The organism is Streptomyces sp. JLBT605 (genome assembly GCF_058215555.1).
Map to the genome: position 1 here is coordinate 992,823 of NZ_CM177087.1, position 17,947 is coordinate 1,010,769.

The following is a 17,947-nucleotide window of genomic DNA, read 5'->3' on the forward strand; positions in this document are numbered from 1 at the left end:
AGACCGATGGCGGGCGTCCGAACGCCTGCCATCGGAGTGGAAGGGGGCAGTTCAGTGGTGGGACCCGATGGCGCCGCCGGTGCGCGCTCATGGTTCGTCGCCCTTCCGGATCACGCCGCGGCCGCTCCCCTGGCCGAAGCGCTGCGAGGCCGCGCCGATCAGCGGATCAGCCATCCCTCCGGCCGCCCCTGGCTCGTCGGGCGGTGGGACCCCGACGCCCTCGCCGTCGGACGACGGGGACGCAACACCATCGCGGTACTGGGTCAGCACGCCCTCACCGAACGCGAACTCACCGAAGCCGCCGGAGGGTTGCGGGAGCCCGCCGACCTCGACGCGTGGGCGGCACGGCAGGCCGGCGGCCTGCACCTGATCGCCTCGGTGGCCGGCCGGGTGCGGGTCCAGGGCGCGGTCAGCGGCTTTGGGCGGGTGTACTCCGCGGAGGTGCGAGGGTCACCGAACGCCCCCTCGCTGACGGTTGCTTCGGACCGGGCGGACACCCTGGCATCGCTGCTCGGCGCCTCGCCGGACGAACGCCGCCTCGCCCTGCACCTGCTCGACCCACCCGTTCTTCCCCCGCTGACGGACCGGCCGGTGTGGCACGGAGTCCGTCATCTGCCCACGGACAGCTGCCTGGTGCTCGACGAGGACGGCCGGTCGTACGCGTCTCGTTGGTGGATTCCGCCGGAGCCCCGCCTGTCCATGGCCGACGGGGCCGCCGCGCTGCGCGAAGCGCTGGCGGCGGCGGTGGCAGCGCGGACCAGGGGCAAGGCCCTGATCAGCAGCGATCTCAGCGGCCTCGACTCGACCTCGGTGTGTTCGCTGGCGGCCCGGGGCGGCACCCGGGTGGCCGCCTTCACCGCGGCCAGCCCGGACCCCCTCGATGACGATGTCTCCTGGTCGGCGCGGACCGCCGCCGCGCTGCCCGGCGTCGAGCACCGGGTGATCCCGGCCGAGGAGGTGCCGCTGATCTACCAGGACCTGCTGGAGCTGGACGAGCCGATGGACGAGCCCTGTCCGGCCATCGCGGACTACGCGCGCTGGCTCACCATCGCCCGCCGGGCCGCCGCGCGCGGCTCCACGCTCCATCTGACCGGCTTCGGCGGGGACGAACTGCTCAGCGGGTCGCCCGCCCATCTGCGGTCGCTGCTGACCACCCGTCCGGCGTTCGCCCTGCGGCAGTTGCGCGGGCTCGCCGCCCGGTACCGCTGGCCGCGCGGGCTGATGCTCCGGCAGTTGTGGGACACCCGCAGCTACCCCGCCTGGCTGCTGGGGACGGCCGACGGGCTCACCGGCGGCCCGCCCGCCGAGGACACACCGCCGGTCGGCTGGGGCCCGGCGCCGCTGCTGCCACCGTGGGTGACGCCGGAGGCGGCGGAGGGCGTGCGGGAGTTGATCCGCGCCGAGGCGCCCACCGCCGAGCCGCTGGGGCGGCACCGCGGGAACCACGGGGATCTGCTGGGAATCCAGGACGCCGCTCGTCCGATCCGCCAGATCGCCTGGCTGGCGTCCCGCGCCGGTGTCACCCTCGCCGCCCCCTACTGCGACGACCGGGTGCTGGAGGCGGCGCTGTCGGTGCGGCCCGAGGTGAAGTACGACCCCTGGCACTACAAACCGCTGCTGCTGGCGGCGATGCGCGGCATCGTCCCCGACGAGGTCCAGGCGCGCCGGACCAAGGCGGGCGGCATCTGCGATCTGGACGTCGCTCTGCGGGAGAACCGGCCGGACCTGCTGCGGCTGTGCGAGGAGTCGTACCTCGGCAGGCTGGGGCTGATCGACACCGCCCGGCTGGCCGAGCTGCTCCGCCACCCCTTGGAGGCCGGGACCCATGACCTGCACGGCGCGCTCTACCAGACGGTGGCCTGCGAGGTGTGGCTGCGCACGCTGCACCGGTCGGAAGCGGTCGGCGCCGGGACGCGCGCCCGGACCGGCGGCCGGACGGACACCGCGAGCGAAGGGGCCGGACCATGACGCTCAGACTGCGCGGCGGGGTGTCCACCGCCGACACCGACCACGGGATCGCGCTGCTCGACGAGGACAGCGGCGAGTACTGGAACCTCAATCCGACCGGCGCCCAGGTGCTGCGCACCCTGCTCGCCGGCGGCACCGCGGAGCAGGCGGCGCGGGAGCTGACCGAGTCCTACGAGGTGGACCTGGACAGCGCCCGTGCGGACGTCACGGAGCTGCTGCTGGCGCTCTACTCCTCGGGGGTGGTGGAGGATCCGGACCGGCCTCCGCCGCATCCTCCCCGGCGACGGTGGCGAAGGAGGGAGCGGGCCGGGTGAGCCAGACCATCTCCTACGATCCGGGCTCGGTGCCGCTGCGGCGGCGGGCCCTCACCCACCTCGTCGTGGGCTGCGCCCGGTTGCTCGCCAGGCGCCCGCCGCGCCGGATCCGCGGGGTGCTGGTGCGGATCAGCCGTAACGCCCGGCCCGCCGGGTACGCCGAGACCAAGGCGGCACGGGACGCGGTGACCGCGGTCAGTCTCGCCTGTACGGGCCCCGAGGGCTGTCTGCCCCGGTCGCTGGCGACGGCGCTGCTCTGCCGGGTCCACGGCGAGTGGCCGACCTGGTGCGTCGGCGTGCGGCGGATGCCGCCGTTCGGCGCGCATGCCTGGGTGGAGGCCGAGGGGGTGGCGGTCGGGGAGGACCATCCGCCCGACTACTTCCGGACGTTCTTCACCGTCCCCTGAGCCCTGACCATGGCCCACGCGTCCCAGAACACCACCAGCGCCGGGGAGCGGTCGGCGCCCCGGGCGGTGCTGCGCGCGCTGCGCGGCAGCTGGCGCTGGATCTGCGGGGCGGTGGCCCTGACCCTGCTCGGTTCGGCGCTGGGTCTGCTCCAGCCCCTGGTCGTCAAGCGGGTGATCGAGGCGTCGGCCTCGCACCGGGGCCTGGGTGGCTACATCGCGGTGCTGGTCGCCCTCTTCGTCGCCCAGGCGGCGGTGGAGGGGATCGCCCGCTATGTGCTCGCCCGGACCGGTGAGGGGGTCGTCCTGGGCATCCGGCTGGGGCTGATCGATCATCTGCTGCGGCTGCCGATGCGGACGTACGACCGGCATCGGATCGGTGATCTGATCTCGCGCACCAGCGCGGACAGCACGGCGCTGCGGCTGCTCATCGCGGAGGGCTTCACCGACGCGGTCAGCGGCACCATCGGGCTGCTGGGGGTCATCGTCTTCATGGTCTGGCTCGACTGGCTGCTGTTCCTCATCGTGCTGGGGATGATCGTGGTGGGGGCGCTCTGTGTCGGCTCGGTGCTCAGCGGGATCGGGCGGGCCTCGCTCCGCGCTCAGCAGGCCATCGGCGCGATGACCGCGGAGCTGGAGCGGGCGCTGGGCGCGATCCGCACCGTGCGGGCCAGCCGTGCCGAGCGGCGGGAGGCGGAGCGCATCGCGGGACACGCCAGGTCGGCGTATCGGGCGAGTGTCCGGGTGGGAAAGCTGGACGCGATGGTCGCGCCGGCCCTGGAACTCACCCTGCACGGCTCGTTCCTGGTGGTCATGCTGGTCGGCGGCGTGCGGGTGGCGGGCGGCCATGGCTCGGTCGCGGACCTGGCGGCCTTCCTGCTCTACATGCTCTATCTGGTCGGCCCGGTCGGTTCGGTCTTCCAGGCGGTGAGCACCATGGAGCAGGGCACCGGCGCGCTGCGGCGCATCACCGAGGTGCTGGACCTGCCGGGCGAGCAGGAAACCGCGTCCGGCGGGCCGTCGGTTCCCGCCGAGCCGCGGCGGGACGCGCCGGTGCTGGAGTTCCAGGACGTGTGGTTCGGCTACGACGCGCGGCGGCCGGTGCTGCGTGGGGTGTCCTTCCGGGTGCCGCGGCAGGGTCATGTGGCGCTGATCGGCAGCTCGGGGGTGGGCAAGTCGACCGTCTTCGCGCTCACCGAGCGTTTCTACGATCCGGACCGTGGCCGGGTGCTGTTCGAGGGCCGGGATGTGTGCGGGCTGGGCCGTGAGGAGCTGCGGGCGCGGATCGGTCTGGTGGAGCAGCATGCTCCGGTGCTCTACGGCACGCTGCGGGAGAACCTGCTGTACGCCGCGCCGGACGCCGGGAGGGAGGAGCTGGACCGGGTGGTCGAGCTGGCGCATCTGACCGGGCTGGTCTCGCGGCTGCCGCGCGGGCTGGACACGGAGGCCGGCGAGCACGGGATGGCGCTGTCGGGCGGGGAGCGTCAGCGGATCGCCATTGCCCGGTCGCTGCTGACGCGGCCCAGCCTGCTGTTGCTGGATGAGCCGACGGCCCATCTGGATGCCGTGAACGAGGCTGCGCTGCGCCGCTCCATCCGGCGGATTTCCGCGGAGTGCTCGCTGCTGGTGATCGCTCACCGCTTCTCGACCATCAGGGCGGCGGATCTGATCGTGGTGCTCGACGGCGGCGAGGTCGCCGCCGCCGGCACCCATGAGGAGCTGATGCGCTCCAGCGAGACCTACCGGCTGCTGGTGCGTGCCCAGCAGACCGAGCACGCCCACCCCGGTTAGGGGTGCGCTGCCCGGCCGGGGCCCGCCGCTGCCCGGTCTATCGGGCCTTCTGTGCCAGGCGCAGCAGATGGTCCGCCAGCGCCTGGCCGCCGGCCGGGTCTCGGCTGATGAGCAGCAGGGTGTCGTCCCCGGCGATGGTGCCAAGGATGGCCTGCAGCTCGGCCTGGTCGATGGCCGAGGCCAGGAACTGGGCGGCGCCCGGCGGTGTACGCAGCACCACGAGGTTGGCCGATGCCTCGGCGGAGATCAGCAGCTCGCCGGAGAGCCGGCGCATCCGCTCCTCCTTGGCGGATTCGCCCAGGGGTGCCTGCGGGGTGCGGAATCCGCCCTCGCTGGGCACCGCGTAGATCAGCTCGCCGCCGGTGTTGCGGATCTTCACGGCGCCCAGTTCGTCGAGGTCCCGGGAGAGGGTGGCCTGGGTGACGGAGAGCCCGTCGTCGGCGAGCAGCTTGGCGAGCTGGCTCTGCGAACGCACCGGCTGCCGGTTGAGGATGTCCACGATCCGGCGGTGGCGGGCGGTGCGGGTCTGCGGTACGGCCTGCCCGGCGACGGCCTGCGCCGCCGCGGCGTCCCGCGCCGCGCTGTCCCGTAGCTCGTTGTGCTGCGCCTCGGTCATGGTCTCGTCAGTCTCCGGATTGTCGTTCCCCGTGGTCGGCCCGGCCCGCCTGGTGGGCGGCGTCCAGGACGGCGGGGAGAGCCCGGAGGAATGCGTCCACGATCTCGTCGTCGACGACGAGCGGCGGGGCGAGCCGGATGACGTCCGGCGCGACCGCGTTCACCAGGAGTCCCGCGTCCTGAGCCGCCTGCTGCACCTGCTGTGCGAGGGACTCTGTGAGCACGATACCCAGCAGCAGGCCGGAGCCGCGGACCTGGCCGACCAACGGGTGGCCGAGTGCGGTGATTCCCTCGCGCAGCCGCTCCCCGGCGCGCTTGACGCGGTCGAGGATGCCGTCGGCGGCGATGGTGTCGAGAACGGCGAGCGCGGCGGCGCAGGCGACCGGGTTTCCGCCGAAGGTGGAGCCGTGCTGACCGGGTGTCAGCAGCTCGGCCGCGGGTCCGAAGGCGATGGTGGCTCCGATGGGGAGTCCGCCGCCCAGACCCTTGGCGAGGGTGAGGATGTCGGGTTCGACGCCTTGGGCCACATGCTCGAACCAGTGGCCCGTTCGGCCGATACCCGTTTGGATCTCGTCGAGGACCAGGAGGGTGCCGGTGGCCCGGGTGATCTCGCGTGCCGCGGCCAGGTAGCCCGCCGGCGGGACGACGACGCCGTTCTCGCCTTGGATCGGCTCGATGATGACCAGGGCGGTGTCGGTGGTGACGGCCGCGCGCAGCGCTTCGGCGTCGCCGTACGGCACATGGGTGACGTCGCCGGGCAGCGGCCGGAACGGGTCCTGTTTGGCGGGCTGGCCGGTGAGCGCGAGGGCACCCATGGTGCGGCCGTGGAAGCCGCCGAGGGTGGCGACCATGTGTGTGCGGCCCGTGCGGCGGCCGATCTTGATGGCGGCTTCGACGGCTTCGGTGCCGGAGTTGGCGAAGTAGACGCGGCCTGGTCGGCCGAGGAGCTGGAGGAGTCGTTCGGCGAGGGCGACCGGCGGCTCGGCGATGTAGAGGTTGGAGACGTGGCCGAGGGTGGCGATCTGGTCGGAGACGGCCCGGACGACGGCGGGGTGGGCGTGGCCGAGGGCGTTGACCGCGATTCCGCCGATGAAGTCGAGGTATTCCCGGCCGTCCGCGTCCCAGACGCGGGCGCCCTCGCCGTGGGTGAGGGGCAGTCGGGGGGTGCCGTAGTTGTCCATCAGGGCGCCCTGCCAGCGCTGTGTCAGCTCGGTGTTGGTCACAGCTCTGGCTCCTTGGGGTGTGTGGCGTCGGGCAGCACCATGGTGCCGATGCCCTCGTCCGTGAAGATCTCCAGCAGGATGGAGTGCTGCACTCGTCCGTCGATGACGCGGGCGGTTCCGACGCCGTTGCGGACGGCGTACAGGCAGCCCTCCATCTTGGGCACCATGCCGCTGGCCAGCTCGGGCAGCAGCCTCTCCAGCTCGCTGGCGCTGAGCTGGCTGATCACGTCGTCGCTGTGCGGCCAGTCGGCATAGAGCCCTTCGACGTCGGTGAGGACCATCAGGGTCTCGGCGCCCAGGGCGGCGGCGAGGGCTGCGGCGGCGGTGTCGGCGTTGACGTTGTAGACGTGGCCGTCGTCGGCGCTGCGGGCGACGGAGGACACCACGGGGATGCGGCCGTCGTCGAGCAGGGCCTGGATGACGCCGGTGTTGATGTCGGTGACCTCGCCGACCCGGCCGATGTCGACCTGCTCGCCCTCGATTTCGGCGTACCGCTTGGTGGCGGTCATGGTGTGCCCGTCCTCACCGGTGAGGCCGACGGCGAGCGGACCGTGCTCGTTGAGCAGGCCGACCAGCTCGCGCTGGACCTGCCCGGCGAGCACCATGCGGACGACGTCCATCGCTTCGGGGGTGGTGACGCGCAGCCCGGCCTTGAACTCCGACTCCAGGCCCAGCCGGTCCAGCTGCGCGCTGATCTGGGGTCCTCCGCCGTGCACCACGACGGGGCGCAGGCCCGCGTGGTGCAGGAAGACCACGTCCTGGGCGAAGGCGGCCTTGAGCTCCTCGTCGACCATGGCGTTGCCGCCGAATTTGATGACGACGGTCTTGCCGTGGTGGCGGGTGAGCCAGGGCAGCGCCTCGATGAGGGTGCGCGCCTTGGGCAGTGCGGTGTGCTTCCGAGTACTCATGAGGAGTACGCGCTGTTCTCGTGGACGTAGTCGGCGGTGAGGTCGTTGGCCCAGATGACGGCGGACTCGGAGCCGGCGGCGAGGTCCGCGGTGATGCGGACTTCGCGGTACCGCATGTCGACGAGCTCGCGGTCTTCGCCGACGGAGCCGTTCTTGCAGACCCAGATGCCGTTGATGGCGACGTTGAGCTGGTCGGGCTCGAAGACGGCGGAGGTGGTGCCGATGGCGGAGAGCACCCGGCCCCAGTTGGGGTCTTCGCCGTGGATGGCGCACTTGAGGAGGTTGTTGCGGGCGATGGAACGCCCGACCTCGACCGCGTCCTCCTCGCTGGCCGCGCCGATGACCTCGATGCGGATGTCCTTGGAGGCGCCTTCCGCGTCACCGATCAGCTGCCGCGCCAGGTCGTCGCAGACGGTGCGGACGGCTTCGGCGAACTCGTCCTCCTCGGGCACGGCACCGGAGGCTCCGGAGGCGAGCAGCAGCACGGTGTCGTTGGTGGACATGCAGCCGTCGGAGTCGACCCGGTCGAAGGTGGTGCGGGTGGCGGCGCGCAGCGCGGAGTCGAGTCCGGGGGCGTCCACGTCCGCGTCGGTGGTGAGGACCACCAGCATGGTGGCGAGGCCGGGGGCGAGCATGCCCGCGCCCTTGGCCATGCCGCCGACGGTCCAGCCGGCCGGGCTCTGCACCACGGCGGTCTTGTGCACGGTGTCGGTGGTCTTGATGGCGATGGCCGCCTTCTCGCCGCCGTGCGCGGACAGCTCGGTGGCGGCCTGGGCCACACCCGGCAGCAGCTTGTCCATGGGCAGCCGGATACCGATCAGCCCGGTCGAGGCGATCGCGACCTCGCCGGCACTGTGGCCGAGGACTTCGGCGGCCTTCTCGGCGGTGGCGTGCGTGTCCTGGAAGCCGAGCGGGCCGGTGCAGGCGTTGGCCCCGCCGGAGTTGAGGACGACCGCGGAGACCTGTCCGCCCTTGAGGACCTGCTCGGACCAGAGGACCGGGGCCGCCTTGACGCGGTTGGCGGTGAAGACGCCCGCGGCGGCGAGGCGGGGGCCGTTGTTGACCACAAGGGCGAGGTCGGGGTTGCCGTTCTCCTTGATGCCCGCGGCGATGCCGGCCGCGGTGAATCCCTGTGCTGCCGTGACGCTCACGGTGCCACTCCGATCGTGGAAAGTCCGGTGTCCTCGGGGAGGCCGAGGGCGATGTTCATGCTTTGGACCGCGCCGCCGGCGGTGCCCTTGGCGAGGTTGTCGATGGCGCTGATGGCGATGATCCGGCCGGCCGCCTCGTCGAGGGTCACCTGGATCTGGGCGGCGTTGGAGCCGTAGACGGCGGCGGTGGCGGGCCACTGCCCCTCGGGGAGGAGGCGGGCGAACGGCTCGGCGGCGAGCGCCTTCTCGTACGCCTCGCGCAGCCGGCTGCCGGTCACTCCGGGCCTGGCCTTGGCGGTGCAGGTGGCGAGAATGCCGCGGCTCATCGGCGCGAGGGTCGGTGTGAAGGAGACGGAGACCGGCTCACCGGCGGCCGCGGAGAGATTCTGGATCATCTCGGGGGTGTGCCGGTGCGCGCCGCCGACGCCGTACGGGCTCATGGAGCCCATCACCTCGCTGCCCAGCAGGTGCGGCTTGGCCGCCTTGCCGGCGCCCGAGGTACCGGAGGCGGCGACGATCACCGCCTCCGGCTCGGCGAGTCCGGCGGCGTACGCGGGGAAGAGCGCGAGCGAGACCGCGGTCGGATAGCAGCCGGGGACCGCGACCCGCTTGCCGCCCCGCAGCGCGTCACGCGCGCCGGGCAGCTCGGGCAGTCCGTACGGCCAGGTCCCGGCGTGGGCGGAGCCGTAGAACTTCTCCCACGCCGCGGCGTCACGCAGCCGGAAGTCGGCGCCGCAGTCGATGATCAGCACCGCCTCGCCGAGCTGCTCGGCGACGGCCGCGGACTGGCCGTGCGGCAGGGCCAGGAAGACGACGTCGTGCCCTGCCAGGGCCTCCGGCGTGGTCGGCTCCAGCACTCGGTCCGCCAGCGGCAGCAGGTGCGGCTGCAGGCCGCCCAGACGCTGACCGGCGTGGGAATGACCGGTCAGAGCACCGATCTCCACGCCAGGGTGGCCCAGCAGCAGGCGCAGCAATTCGCCGCCCGCGTATCCGCTTGCTCCGGCCACTGCCGCTCGTACTGTCATGGAACCTCCCTCTCGGAGGTATGACTATACGGTGCTCGGCAGTTTTATGCAATGGCTCCGATCAGTGGCCGATTACGCGGTTGGCTTCGAGGACGCGGTGCATGCCCACCGAGACAGGGGCGGTCTCGGTGAATCCGAATTTGGCGTAGAGGTGGCGGGCGTCCCCGTCGGCGATGAGGGAGACATAGGCACCCGCCGGGCCCCGGCGCTCCAGCTCGGCGGTCAGCTCGGCCATGATCCGCTTGCCCAGGCCCTGGCCCTGGTGTTCGGGGAGGACGCAGATGTCGACGATCTGGAAGAAGCACCCACCGTCGCCGACGACGCGGCCCATGCCGACCGTTTCGGCGCCGTGGTGCAGGGTGACGCCGTACCAGGTGTTGGGCAGCCCGACCACCGCCGCCTCGGCCGGCCTGACACCGAGGCCGCTGGCGGCGCGCAGATGGCAGTAGGTCTCGACCGTCGGAACGCCGGCTCGGACTTCGTAATAACCGTCGGAGTGAGTCATGCCTTACAGCTTAGGTGGAGCCCGGCGGCGACCGAGGTGACAGTCAGGCGGCCAGGCCGCGGTAGGCGGCGCCCAGTCGGCGTACGCCCTCGGCGAGTTCGCCGGGGCCGGCGGCGGATGCGAAGCTCAGCCGCAGATGCGGCGCGGGAGGCTCGGCGCAGAAGTAGGGCCGCCCCGGGGCCACCGCCACACCGGCGCGCAGCGCGGCGGCGGCCAGGGCGGCCTCGTCCGTGCCGTCCGGCAGGCGAAGCCACACATGGAATCCGCCGGAGGGCACGTGCGGGATCGACGCCACCCCGGAGAGCTCCTGGTGGACGGCGGTCACCAGCGCTTCGCGGCGGGCACGCAACTCGGCGGCGATACGGCGCAGATGGCGCGGCCACACCGGCGCCCCGACCAGTTCCAGGGCGGCCTCCTGGAGGGGGCGGGGGACGAAGAAGCTGTCCACGACCTGGATGGCCCGGACGCGCTCCAGCGCCGGGCCGCGGGCGGCGAGCGCGCCCACCCGCAGGCTGGGCGAGGTGGCCTTGGTGAGGGAGCAGACGTGCACCACGGCGCCGTCGGGGTCCTCGGCGGCCAGCGTGCCGGGCAGCGGAGCGGCGTCCTCGTGGACCAGGCGGCGGGCGAAGTCGTCCTCGATGACGAACGCCCCGGCCTGGTGGACCACCCGCAGCACCTCGGCGCGGCGCTCGGCGGAGAGCGAGGCGCCGGTGGGGTTCTGGAAGAGCGGCTGGCAGACGAAGACCCGGGCGCCACTGGCCTGGAAGGCGCGGGCGAGCAGGTCGGTGCGTACGCCGTGGGCGTCCACCGGCACCGGGACCGGGCGCAGCCCCGAGGCCCGGGCGACGGCGGCCATTCCGGGGTAGTTCGGTGATTCCACCAGCACGGGCGCGCCCGGGCCGGCCAGCGCGCGCAGCGCGGCGGCGAGGGCGCTCTGCCCGCCCGCGGTGATCAGCACGTCGGACGCGGCGATGGTGCCGGCCGCGCCGCCGATCTGGCGCGCGAACCAGCTGCGCAGCTCCGGCAGGCCGTCGGTCGGCGGGCGGCCCCAGGCGCCGGGCCGGCGCCCCGCCCTGGCGAGCGCGGCGGCCATGGCCCGCTCGGGCTGGAGGGTGGGGTGCAGATAGCCGCCGTTGAGCTCGATGACGCCGGGCGGCGGAGCGGCGAGCGTGGCGAGCACGCCGGAGGCGTCCACCGAGCGCGGTACAGCTTCGCCGGGGGCCTCGGCGCTGAGCGCGACCTCCTGCCAGGAGGTGTCGCCCGGGCGCGCCCCGGGGCGGGGGCGGTCGGCGCGGAAGGCTCCGGCGCCGGGGCGGGTGACGACCAGCCCCTCGGCCGCGAGGCCGGCCAGCGCGCGGGAGACGGTCACCGGGCTCACCCGGAAGCGCTCGACCAGCACCCGACTGGAGGGCAGCTTCTCACCCGGTGAGTAGCGGTTCAGCTCCGATCGGAGGATATCGGCCAGCTCAGCCACACTGCTACGCTCGTGCATGACAGCACACGATAGCGCTATCCCGTCCGCGGCGATAACAGTGCACATGGAGCGCCGGGCGGGCGATCACGGTCCGGACGCCTCCCCTCCGGCTCCCGCGCCGACCCGGACGGCCGAGCCGCCCCAGGCGTCCGGGCAGACCCAGGCGTCCGGGCGGACCACGACGGCCGAGCCGGCCACGATGCCCCCGGCAGCCCAGGCGACCCGTGCGGGAAGAGCCGGTGTGCTGCTGGCCGGCCTGGGAGTGGCCGCGTTCTCGCTCACCTTCCCGGCGACGGCGTGGGCGCTGGAGGGGCTGGGGGCCTGGTCCGTCACCTCGGTACGGATGGTGCTGGCCGGGCTCATCGCGGCCGGCGCCCTGATCGCGCTCCGCGTGCCGCTGCCCGCCCGCGCCCACCGGCCCGGGCTGCTCGTGGTGGCCGCCGGTGTGGTGGTGGGCTTTCCGCTGCTGACCACCCTGGCGCTGCGGACGTCGACCACCTCGCACGCCGCGGTGGTGGTGGGTCTGCTGCCGCTGACCACGGCCGCCTTCTCCGCGGTACGCACCGGGGCGCGGCCCTCCCGTACCTTCTGGGCGGCGGCGCTGACCGGGGCCGCGGTGGTGATCGGCTTCGCGGTGCAGGAGAGCGGTGGGGCCCCGACCACCGGCGATCTGTATCTGTTCGCGGCACTGCTGGTCTGCGCGGCCGGCTACACCGAGGGCGGCCGGCTGGCCGGGCGGATGCCCGGCTGGCAGGTGATCGCCTGGGCGCTGGTCGGCTGCCTGCCGCTGTCGCTGGTGGCCGCGTCGATCGCCCTGTCGGTCGAACCCGCCCGGCTGACCGGCCACACGGTCGCCGGGATCCTCTGGCTCGCCGCCGGGTCGCAGTTCCTGGGGCTGGTGGTCTGGTATCGCGGCATGGCCGCCATCGGGGTGGCCAGGGCGAGCCAGTTGCAGCTGGCGCAGCCGTTGCTCACTCTGGTGTGGTCGGTACTTCTCCTCGACGAGCGACTCACCATGGCCGCACCGGTCGCCGCCGTCGCGGTGCTGGTGTGCATCGGCGTCACCCAGCGGGCACGGGTGTGACGCGCCGAGGCGGAGTTCCGGTACCCGCCGTGGGCCCGCGACCACGGATCGCATTCCCCCCGGGGAGCCGGACAGGAGGTTCAAGGCTGATGCATGCGAGCAAGGGTGACCATCTGGTGAGGCACGGCCGGATCGTCGGCCAGGAGGACCATGACGTGGAGGTCGTCGAGGTGCTCGGCACCAACGGCGGCCCGCCGTACCGGGTCCGCGCCGAGAACGGACACGAGTCGATCATTTCACCGGGCCCGGACTGCGTGGTGGACCACCGGAAGGACAGGGAACGACCGGCGTGACGCTCTGATCCGGCACGCGCCCGCCCGGGCCCGCCGCCCCGCCCCGCTCCGCCTTGCGGGGCGCGGGGCGCGCGGGCGCGGGGCGGCCACGGCGCTCAGCGTGGCGGGCGCACCCGGGCCGGGTAGTGGTCGGCGACCACGCGTCCCATGGCGCCGATCCGGTCCCGTACGACTTCCTTGGCGGAGAAGAAGACATTGCCGCGCACTTCGCGGAAGTCCCGGTCGAAGGCGAGGTGGCGGGAGAGTTCGGCCGGATCCTGCCAGGCCGCGGGCTGCGCCGGGTCCCCCGCCTTGTAGAGGGCCTCGCCGATGTACAGGTCCACGCCGGTGCCCCGGACGGTCTGGGACCACCAGGGGACCAGCTTGGCGTAGTCCGCCGCTTGGAACCCGATGTTCCAGTAGACCTGGGGCACGATGTAGTCGATCCATCCCTCGCGGATCCACTTGCGGGTGTCGGCGTAGAGGTCGTCGTAGGTCTGCACCCCGGCGCGGGTGTCGGAGCCCAGCGGGTCGGTGGCCTTGTTGCGCCAGACGGCGAACGGGCTGATCCCGAACCGCACCCGCTTGTTCAGCTTCTTGATCCGTAGCGCGGTCTGCCGGACCAGCCGGTCGGTGTTGTCGCGCCGCCAGGCAGCCCGGTTGGGGAAGTCGCCGCCGTAGCGCGCGTACGCCGCGTCGTCGTCGAACGCCTGGCCCGCCACCGGATAGGGGTAGAAGTAGTCGTCCCAGTGCACGGCGTCGATGTCGTAGCGGGCGACCGCGTCCAGCATCGCGTCCTGGACGAAGCGGCGGACCTCGGGCAGCCCCGGGTTGTAGTAGAGCTTCCCGCCGTACGGCACCACCCACTGCGGGCGCAGCCGGGCGGGGTGGTTGGCGACCAGCCGGGAGGGGTCGTCGTGGAGGGCGACGCGGTACGGGTTGAACCAGGCGTGCAGCTCCAGGTCGCGGGCGTGTGCCTCGCGCACCGCGGTGCCGAGCGGGTCCCAGCCCGGGTTCCGGCCCTGCACGCCGGTGAGGTACTCCGACCAGGGCTCGTACGGCGACGGCCACAGCGCGTCCGCGGTCGGCCTGACCTGGAAGATCACGGCATTGAGCCGGCGTTCCACGGCCGCGTCGAGGAAGGCGAGGAGCTCCGCGCGCTGCCGGGCGGCCGGCAGCCCGGCCTTCGACGGCCAGTCGCGGTTGGCGACGGTGGCCAGCCACATCCCGCGGAACTGCTTCTTCCGGCGTCGGCCGGCGCCCGGGTCCGCGGCCTGTTCCTCCGCCTGGGGTGTGGTCCGGTCGGCGGCCTGGTGCGCCGCCGCCTCGCCGGGGACGGCCGCCGCGGCCAGCATTCCGGCGGCCGCGGCGGTCAAGCCTCTGCGCGTGATCTGACCCATGATCGCTCCCTGATCGTGTGTCACGTCCGGTGTCGCGTCCCGCTGATGATGCGCGGCGGCGGCCCGCCCGGCAATCCTCCATCCGGGTCCCCGGTACGACGATCACCCCGGCCGCACTGCGGCGAGGGACCGGGCCGATGCCCACGGCCCGGCGGCTTCCGGCCATGACGATCGCTCGACCGCGGCTGTGGCGACCGAGGGTGAGAGCGCTCCCAGAGGCGCCCGGCGGGAGAGTCCGCCACCCCGGCGGAGTAACGTCTCCGACGAGGCGGGCACCGGAATCACACGGATCCCGCCGGCCCGTTGATCAGCGAAAGGCACGAGGTGACAGACTCAATGGCCGACATTGCGCGCGTCGGAGTGGTGGGCTGCGGCCAGATGGGGGCGGGCATCGCCGAGGTGTGCGCCCGTTCCGGACTGGACGTCATGGTCGCCGAGACCACCGGCGAGGCCCTGGAGCTGGGCCGTACGCGCCTGACCACCTCGCTCGGCAAGGCCGCCGAACGCGGCAAGATCACCGAGGAGGAGCGGGACGAGGCGCTCGCCCGCCTGAGCTTCACCACCGACCTGGGCGAGTTCGCCGACCGCGACCTGGTCATCGAGGCAGTGGTCGAGAACGAGCAGGTCAAGACGGAGATCTTCCAGATCCTCGACCAGGTGGTCACCCGTCCGGACGCGATCCTGGCCTCGAACACCTCCTCCGTCCCGCTGGTCAAGCTCGCGGTCGCCACCTCGCGGCCGGACCAGGTGATCGGCATCCACTTCTTCAACCCGGCTCCGGTGCAGAAGCTGGTGGAGCTGATCCCCGCCCTCACCACCGGCGAGGAGACCATCAAGCGCTCCGAGGCGCTGGTGCGGGACCTGCTCGGCAAGCACGCGATCCGCGCGCAGGACCGCTCGGGCTTCATCGTCAACGCCCTGCTGATCCCGTACCTGCTCTCCGCCATCCGGATGTTCGAGTCGGGCATCGCCAGCCGCGAGGACATCGACAACGGCATGGAGCTGGGCTGCGCCCACCCGATGGGCCCGCTGAAGCTGGCCGACCTCATCGGCCTGGACACCATCGCGGCGATCGCCGATTCGATGTACGCGGAGTTCAAGGAGCCGCTCTACGCCGCTCCCCCGCTGCTCCAGCGCATGGTGGACGCGGGCCGGCTGGGCCGCAAGACCGGCTCGGGCTTCTACCCGTACTGACCGGCCCGCCAGGACCGTCCGGCCGGAGCGAGCCTCCACCCGGGGCGGGGTCCTGACCGGGGCGGGGTCCTGACCGCCGCCTGAGCCCGGCACCGGCCACCGCCGGGGCCGGGCTCCGTCGCACCCGATCCGGTGTGTCGAAGCGGGATATATCAGGAGATCGGACTTATCGTCCGGCGCATGCCGTCATCGCAGTACCGGGGTACCGGCAGCGCGGCCCGGACCCCCGCACGGAGCCGGTTGCAGCGGCTGGGCGAATGGTGTGCCCGCCACTTCGTCCTGGTCATCGTGGCCTGGGTGGTCGCGGTGGCCGGCCTGCACGGTCTGCAGCGCGCCTTCGGCGGCGACTACTCCGACGACTTCGACCTCTCCGGCTCTCAGTCGCAGAAGGGGCTGGAAGCGCTCCGGAAGCACGCGCCCCAGCAGGGCGGGCAGAGTTCCACCGTCGTGCTGCATGACGCGAGCAAACCGCTCACCGACTTCCCCAGCCAGATCGGCCAGGCGGTCGACGCGCTGGCGAAGCTTCCGCACGTCACCTCCGCGCAGAATCCGCTGACCGCCCCTCAGCAGGGGCAGAGCTCCTCGGGCACGAGCTCCTCGGGCAAGAGCTCGTCCGACTCGTCCGACCGGGGAACGTCGGGCCAGGGAACGTCAGGTCAGGGTGCGTCGGGCCAGGGGTCGAAGCCGGCCGGGCCGCTGTCGGCCGACGAGAAGACCGCCTACATCACCCTGAGGTTCGACACCAACCCCTCGACCCTGGACGAGTCCTACCTCGACGGCGTCGACAAGGCCGTCGCCCCCCTGCGGTCCGCGGGCATTGACGTCGAATACGGCGGACCGCTCGGCGAAGTCGCCCGGCCGACCGCCAACGACCTGGCCAGCGAGGTGGTCGGGTTCGCGGTGGCGATCGTGGTGCTGCTGATCGGCTTCGGCAGCGTGCTGGCCGCGGCCTTCCCCCTGCTGTCCGCGCTGCTTGCCGTGCTGGCCGGGCTGGGCTGCCTGAGCCTGATCGCCGCCGCGTCCACCTTCGCCGAGGTCTCACCGACCCTGGCCACCATGATCGGACTGGGCGTCGGCATCGACTACGCCCTCTTTCTGATCACCCGGCACCGGCAGCGCCTGATGGACGGCCGGGATCCGGTGACCGCCGCCGGGGAGGCGATGACCGGCAGCGGGCGGGCGGTGCTGGTCTCCGGCTGCACCGTCATCATCGCGCTGCTCGGGCTGAACGCCTCGGGCGTGGACTTCATCGGCAGACTCGGAGCCGCCGCCGCGATCACCGTGGTCACCGCGGTCCTCGGCGCGCTCACCCTGGTCCCGGCGCTGCTGGGGCTGGCGGGCCGCCGGCTCGACCGCTTCCGGGTGCGGACCCCCATCGCGGAGACCGAGGCCGAGCCGGGCGCCCCGGCGCACGGCACCTGGCACGCTTACGCCCAGCGGGTGGAGCGTCGCCCGTGGACCTATCTGGCCTGCGGGGTCGTGGTGCTGGGGGTGCTGGCCATCCCGCTGTTCTCCATCCAGCTGGGGCACATCGATGACGGCGCGGACCCCACCAGCTTCACCGACCGGCGGGCCTTCGACCTGATCAGCGACGGGTTCGGGCCGGGCACCAACGGGCCGCTGACCGTCGTCATCGACCAGAGCCAGGTCTCCGGCTCCCAGCGCCCGGACCTGCTGAACCAGGTGACGAAGGCCCTCGGCGACCTGCCGCACACCGCGTCGGCCAGTCCTGCGCAGGCCATCGGGGACAACGGCGATGTGCTGACGTCGACGGTGATCCCGGCGGATCGTCCGCAGGACTCCTCCACCACCGATCTGGTGAACCATCTGGCGGACGACGTCCTTCCGAAGGCCACCGCCGGCACTCCGGCCAAGGGGTACGTGACCGGTTCGACCGCCGCCCAGGTGGACTTCCGCGACCTCATCGCCGCGCGGCTGCCGCTGATCATCGCGGTCGTGGTCGGCCTCGCCTTCGTGATCATCCTGATCGTCTTCCGCGGCATGCTCGTCGCCGTGAAGGCCGCGCTGCTCAATCTGGTGTCCATCGCCGCCTCGTACGGGGTGGTGGTGGCGGTGTTCCAGTGGGGCTGGGGCGGGCCGGCGCTGGGGGTCTCCGGCGACGTGCCGATCGAGAGCTACGTCCCGATGATGATGTTCGCCATCGTCTTCGGGCTGAGCATGGACTACGAGGTGTTCCTGCTCTCCCGGGTGCAGGAGGCGTGGCTGCGCACCCAGGACAGCAAGGGGAGCGTCGCCCATGCGCTGGAGATCACCGCACGCGTGATCACCTGCGCCGCGCTGATCATGGTGAGCGTCTTCGCGGCCTTCATCATCAGCGACACCATCGTGGTCAAGATGCTGGGGCTGGGTCTGGCGGTGAGCGTGCTGGTGGATGCCACCGTGGTCCGGCTGCTGCTGGTGCCGGCGGTGATGACCCTGCTGGGCCGGTACGCGTGGTGGACGCCCCGTCTGCTGGACCGGGTGCTGCCGCACCTGGACGTGGAAGGCGGCGGGGGCGGCCGGTCCTGAAGGACGGCTGGTACGCGACGGGGCGCACCTCACGTGTGGGTGAGGTGCGCCCCGGTCGGCGGGTGCCCGGCGGGTGTCCCCCGCGCGGGG

Annotated in this window: 16 protein-coding genes; 8 read left to right on the forward strand and 8 right to left on the reverse strand. The window is 72.8% G+C overall.

From position 1 onward, the window contains the following. The first annotated feature begins 54 nt into the window (after positions 1-54). The 4 genes from AC4BDD_RS04665 to AC4BDD_RS04680 are packed head-to-tail and all read left to right on the forward strand — an operon-like array spanning position 55 to position 4,477. Positions 55-1,968: an asparagine synthase-related protein gene (locus AC4BDD_RS04665; protein WP_490689684.1), complete on the forward strand. Its 1,914-nt coding sequence runs from the start codon at positions 55-57 to the stop codon at positions 1,966-1,968. After that, positions 1,965-2,282, forward strand: coding sequence for a lasso peptide biosynthesis PqqD family chaperone (locus AC4BDD_RS04670; RefSeq protein ID WP_490689685.1), 318 nt, complete (start codon positions 1,965-1,967; stop codon positions 2,280-2,282). The genes AC4BDD_RS04665 and AC4BDD_RS04670 overlap by 4 nt, the downstream gene beginning before the upstream one ends. Continuing rightward, positions 2,279-2,689, forward strand: a complete 411-nt coding sequence (locus tag AC4BDD_RS04675; RefSeq protein ID WP_490689686.1) for a lasso peptide biosynthesis B2 protein — start codon at positions 2,279-2,281, stop codon at positions 2,687-2,689. Before AC4BDD_RS04670 ends, AC4BDD_RS04675 begins: the two co-directional genes overlap by 4 nt. Positions 2,690-2,698: 9 nt before the next feature. Further along, positions 2,699-4,477, forward strand: coding sequence for an ABC transporter ATP-binding protein (locus AC4BDD_RS04680; RefSeq protein ID WP_490689687.1), 1,779 nt, complete (start codon positions 2,699-2,701; stop codon positions 4,475-4,477). A 37-nt stretch (positions 4,478-4,514) separates the two neighbouring features. Here the strand turns inward: AC4BDD_RS04680 and AC4BDD_RS04685 are convergent, their stop codons facing one another. From AC4BDD_RS04685 to AC4BDD_RS04715, 7 genes are all read right to left on the reverse strand, one after another. Continuing rightward, a complete protein-coding gene (locus tag AC4BDD_RS04685; RefSeq protein WP_490689688.1) occupies positions 4,515-5,093 on the reverse strand; it encodes an arginine repressor in 579 nt (192 codons plus the stop codon). A 7-nt stretch (positions 5,094-5,100) separates the two neighbouring features. After that, entirely contained in the window at positions 5,101-6,315 is a 1,215-nt protein-coding gene (locus AC4BDD_RS04690; RefSeq protein ID WP_490689689.1) for an acetylornithine transaminase, read from the reverse strand. Beyond that, positions 6,312-7,223, reverse strand: coding sequence for an acetylglutamate kinase (gene argB / locus AC4BDD_RS04695; RefSeq protein ID WP_490689690.1), 912 nt, complete (start codon positions 7,221-7,223; stop codon positions 6,312-6,314). Before argB ends, AC4BDD_RS04690 begins: the two co-directional genes overlap by 4 nt. Next, positions 7,220-8,374, reverse strand: coding sequence for a bifunctional glutamate N-acetyltransferase/amino-acid acetyltransferase ArgJ (gene argJ, locus AC4BDD_RS04700; RefSeq protein ID WP_490689691.1), 1,155 nt, complete (start codon positions 8,372-8,374; stop codon positions 7,220-7,222). The genes argB and argJ overlap by 4 nt, the downstream gene beginning before the upstream one ends. Then, complete coding sequence (gene argC, locus AC4BDD_RS04705) at positions 8,371-9,399, reverse strand: N-acetyl-gamma-glutamyl-phosphate reductase (protein ID WP_490689692.1); 1,029 nt, start codon at positions 9,397-9,399, stop codon at positions 8,371-8,373. The genes argJ and argC overlap by 4 nt, the downstream gene beginning before the upstream one ends. 61 nt (positions 9,400-9,460) lie before the next feature. Next, positions 9,461-9,904, reverse strand: coding sequence for a GNAT family N-acetyltransferase (locus tag AC4BDD_RS04710; RefSeq protein ID WP_490689693.1), 444 nt, complete (start codon positions 9,902-9,904; stop codon positions 9,461-9,463). Positions 9,905-9,947: 43 nt separating this feature from the next. Further along, entirely contained in the window at positions 9,948-11,396 is a 1,449-nt protein-coding gene (locus AC4BDD_RS04715) for an aminotransferase-like domain-containing protein (protein WP_490689694.1), read from the reverse strand. Between AC4BDD_RS04715 and AC4BDD_RS04720 the strand changes: the two genes are divergently transcribed. Continuing rightward, on the forward strand, positions 11,395-12,462 hold the full coding sequence (locus tag AC4BDD_RS04720; RefSeq protein WP_490689695.1) for a DMT family transporter: 1,068 nt from the start codon (positions 11,395-11,397) through the stop codon (positions 12,460-12,462). The two genes, AC4BDD_RS04715 and AC4BDD_RS04720, sit on opposite strands and share 2 nt — an antisense overlap. 89 nt (positions 12,463-12,551) lie before the next feature. Beyond that, positions 12,552-12,755 (forward strand): DUF1918 domain-containing protein, encoded by a 204-nt coding sequence (locus AC4BDD_RS04725; RefSeq protein ID WP_490689696.1) that lies wholly within the window; start codon positions 12,552-12,554, stop codon positions 12,753-12,755. 95 nt (positions 12,756-12,850) lie between these two features. On the opposite strand, the gene AC4BDD_RS04730 is transcribed toward AC4BDD_RS04725, so the two are convergent. Next, positions 12,851-14,134 carry a glycoside hydrolase family 10-like protein gene (locus tag AC4BDD_RS04730; RefSeq protein ID WP_490689697.1) on the reverse strand — a complete coding sequence of 428 codons (1,284 nt, stop codon included), beginning with the start codon at positions 14,132-14,134 and terminating at the stop codon, positions 12,851-12,853. 336 nt (positions 14,135-14,470) lie between these two features. Between AC4BDD_RS04730 and AC4BDD_RS04735 the strand changes: the two genes are divergently transcribed. Continuing rightward, positions 14,471-15,328 (forward strand): 3-hydroxybutyryl-CoA dehydrogenase, encoded by an 858-nt coding sequence (locus tag AC4BDD_RS04735; RefSeq protein ID WP_490689698.1) that lies wholly within the window; start codon positions 14,471-14,473, stop codon positions 15,326-15,328. Between the two features lie 180 nt (positions 15,329-15,508). Then, entirely contained in the window at positions 15,509-17,857 is a 2,349-nt protein-coding gene (locus tag AC4BDD_RS04740; RefSeq protein ID WP_490689699.1) for an MMPL family transporter, read from the forward strand. Positions 17,858-17,947: the final 90 nt, after the last annotated feature.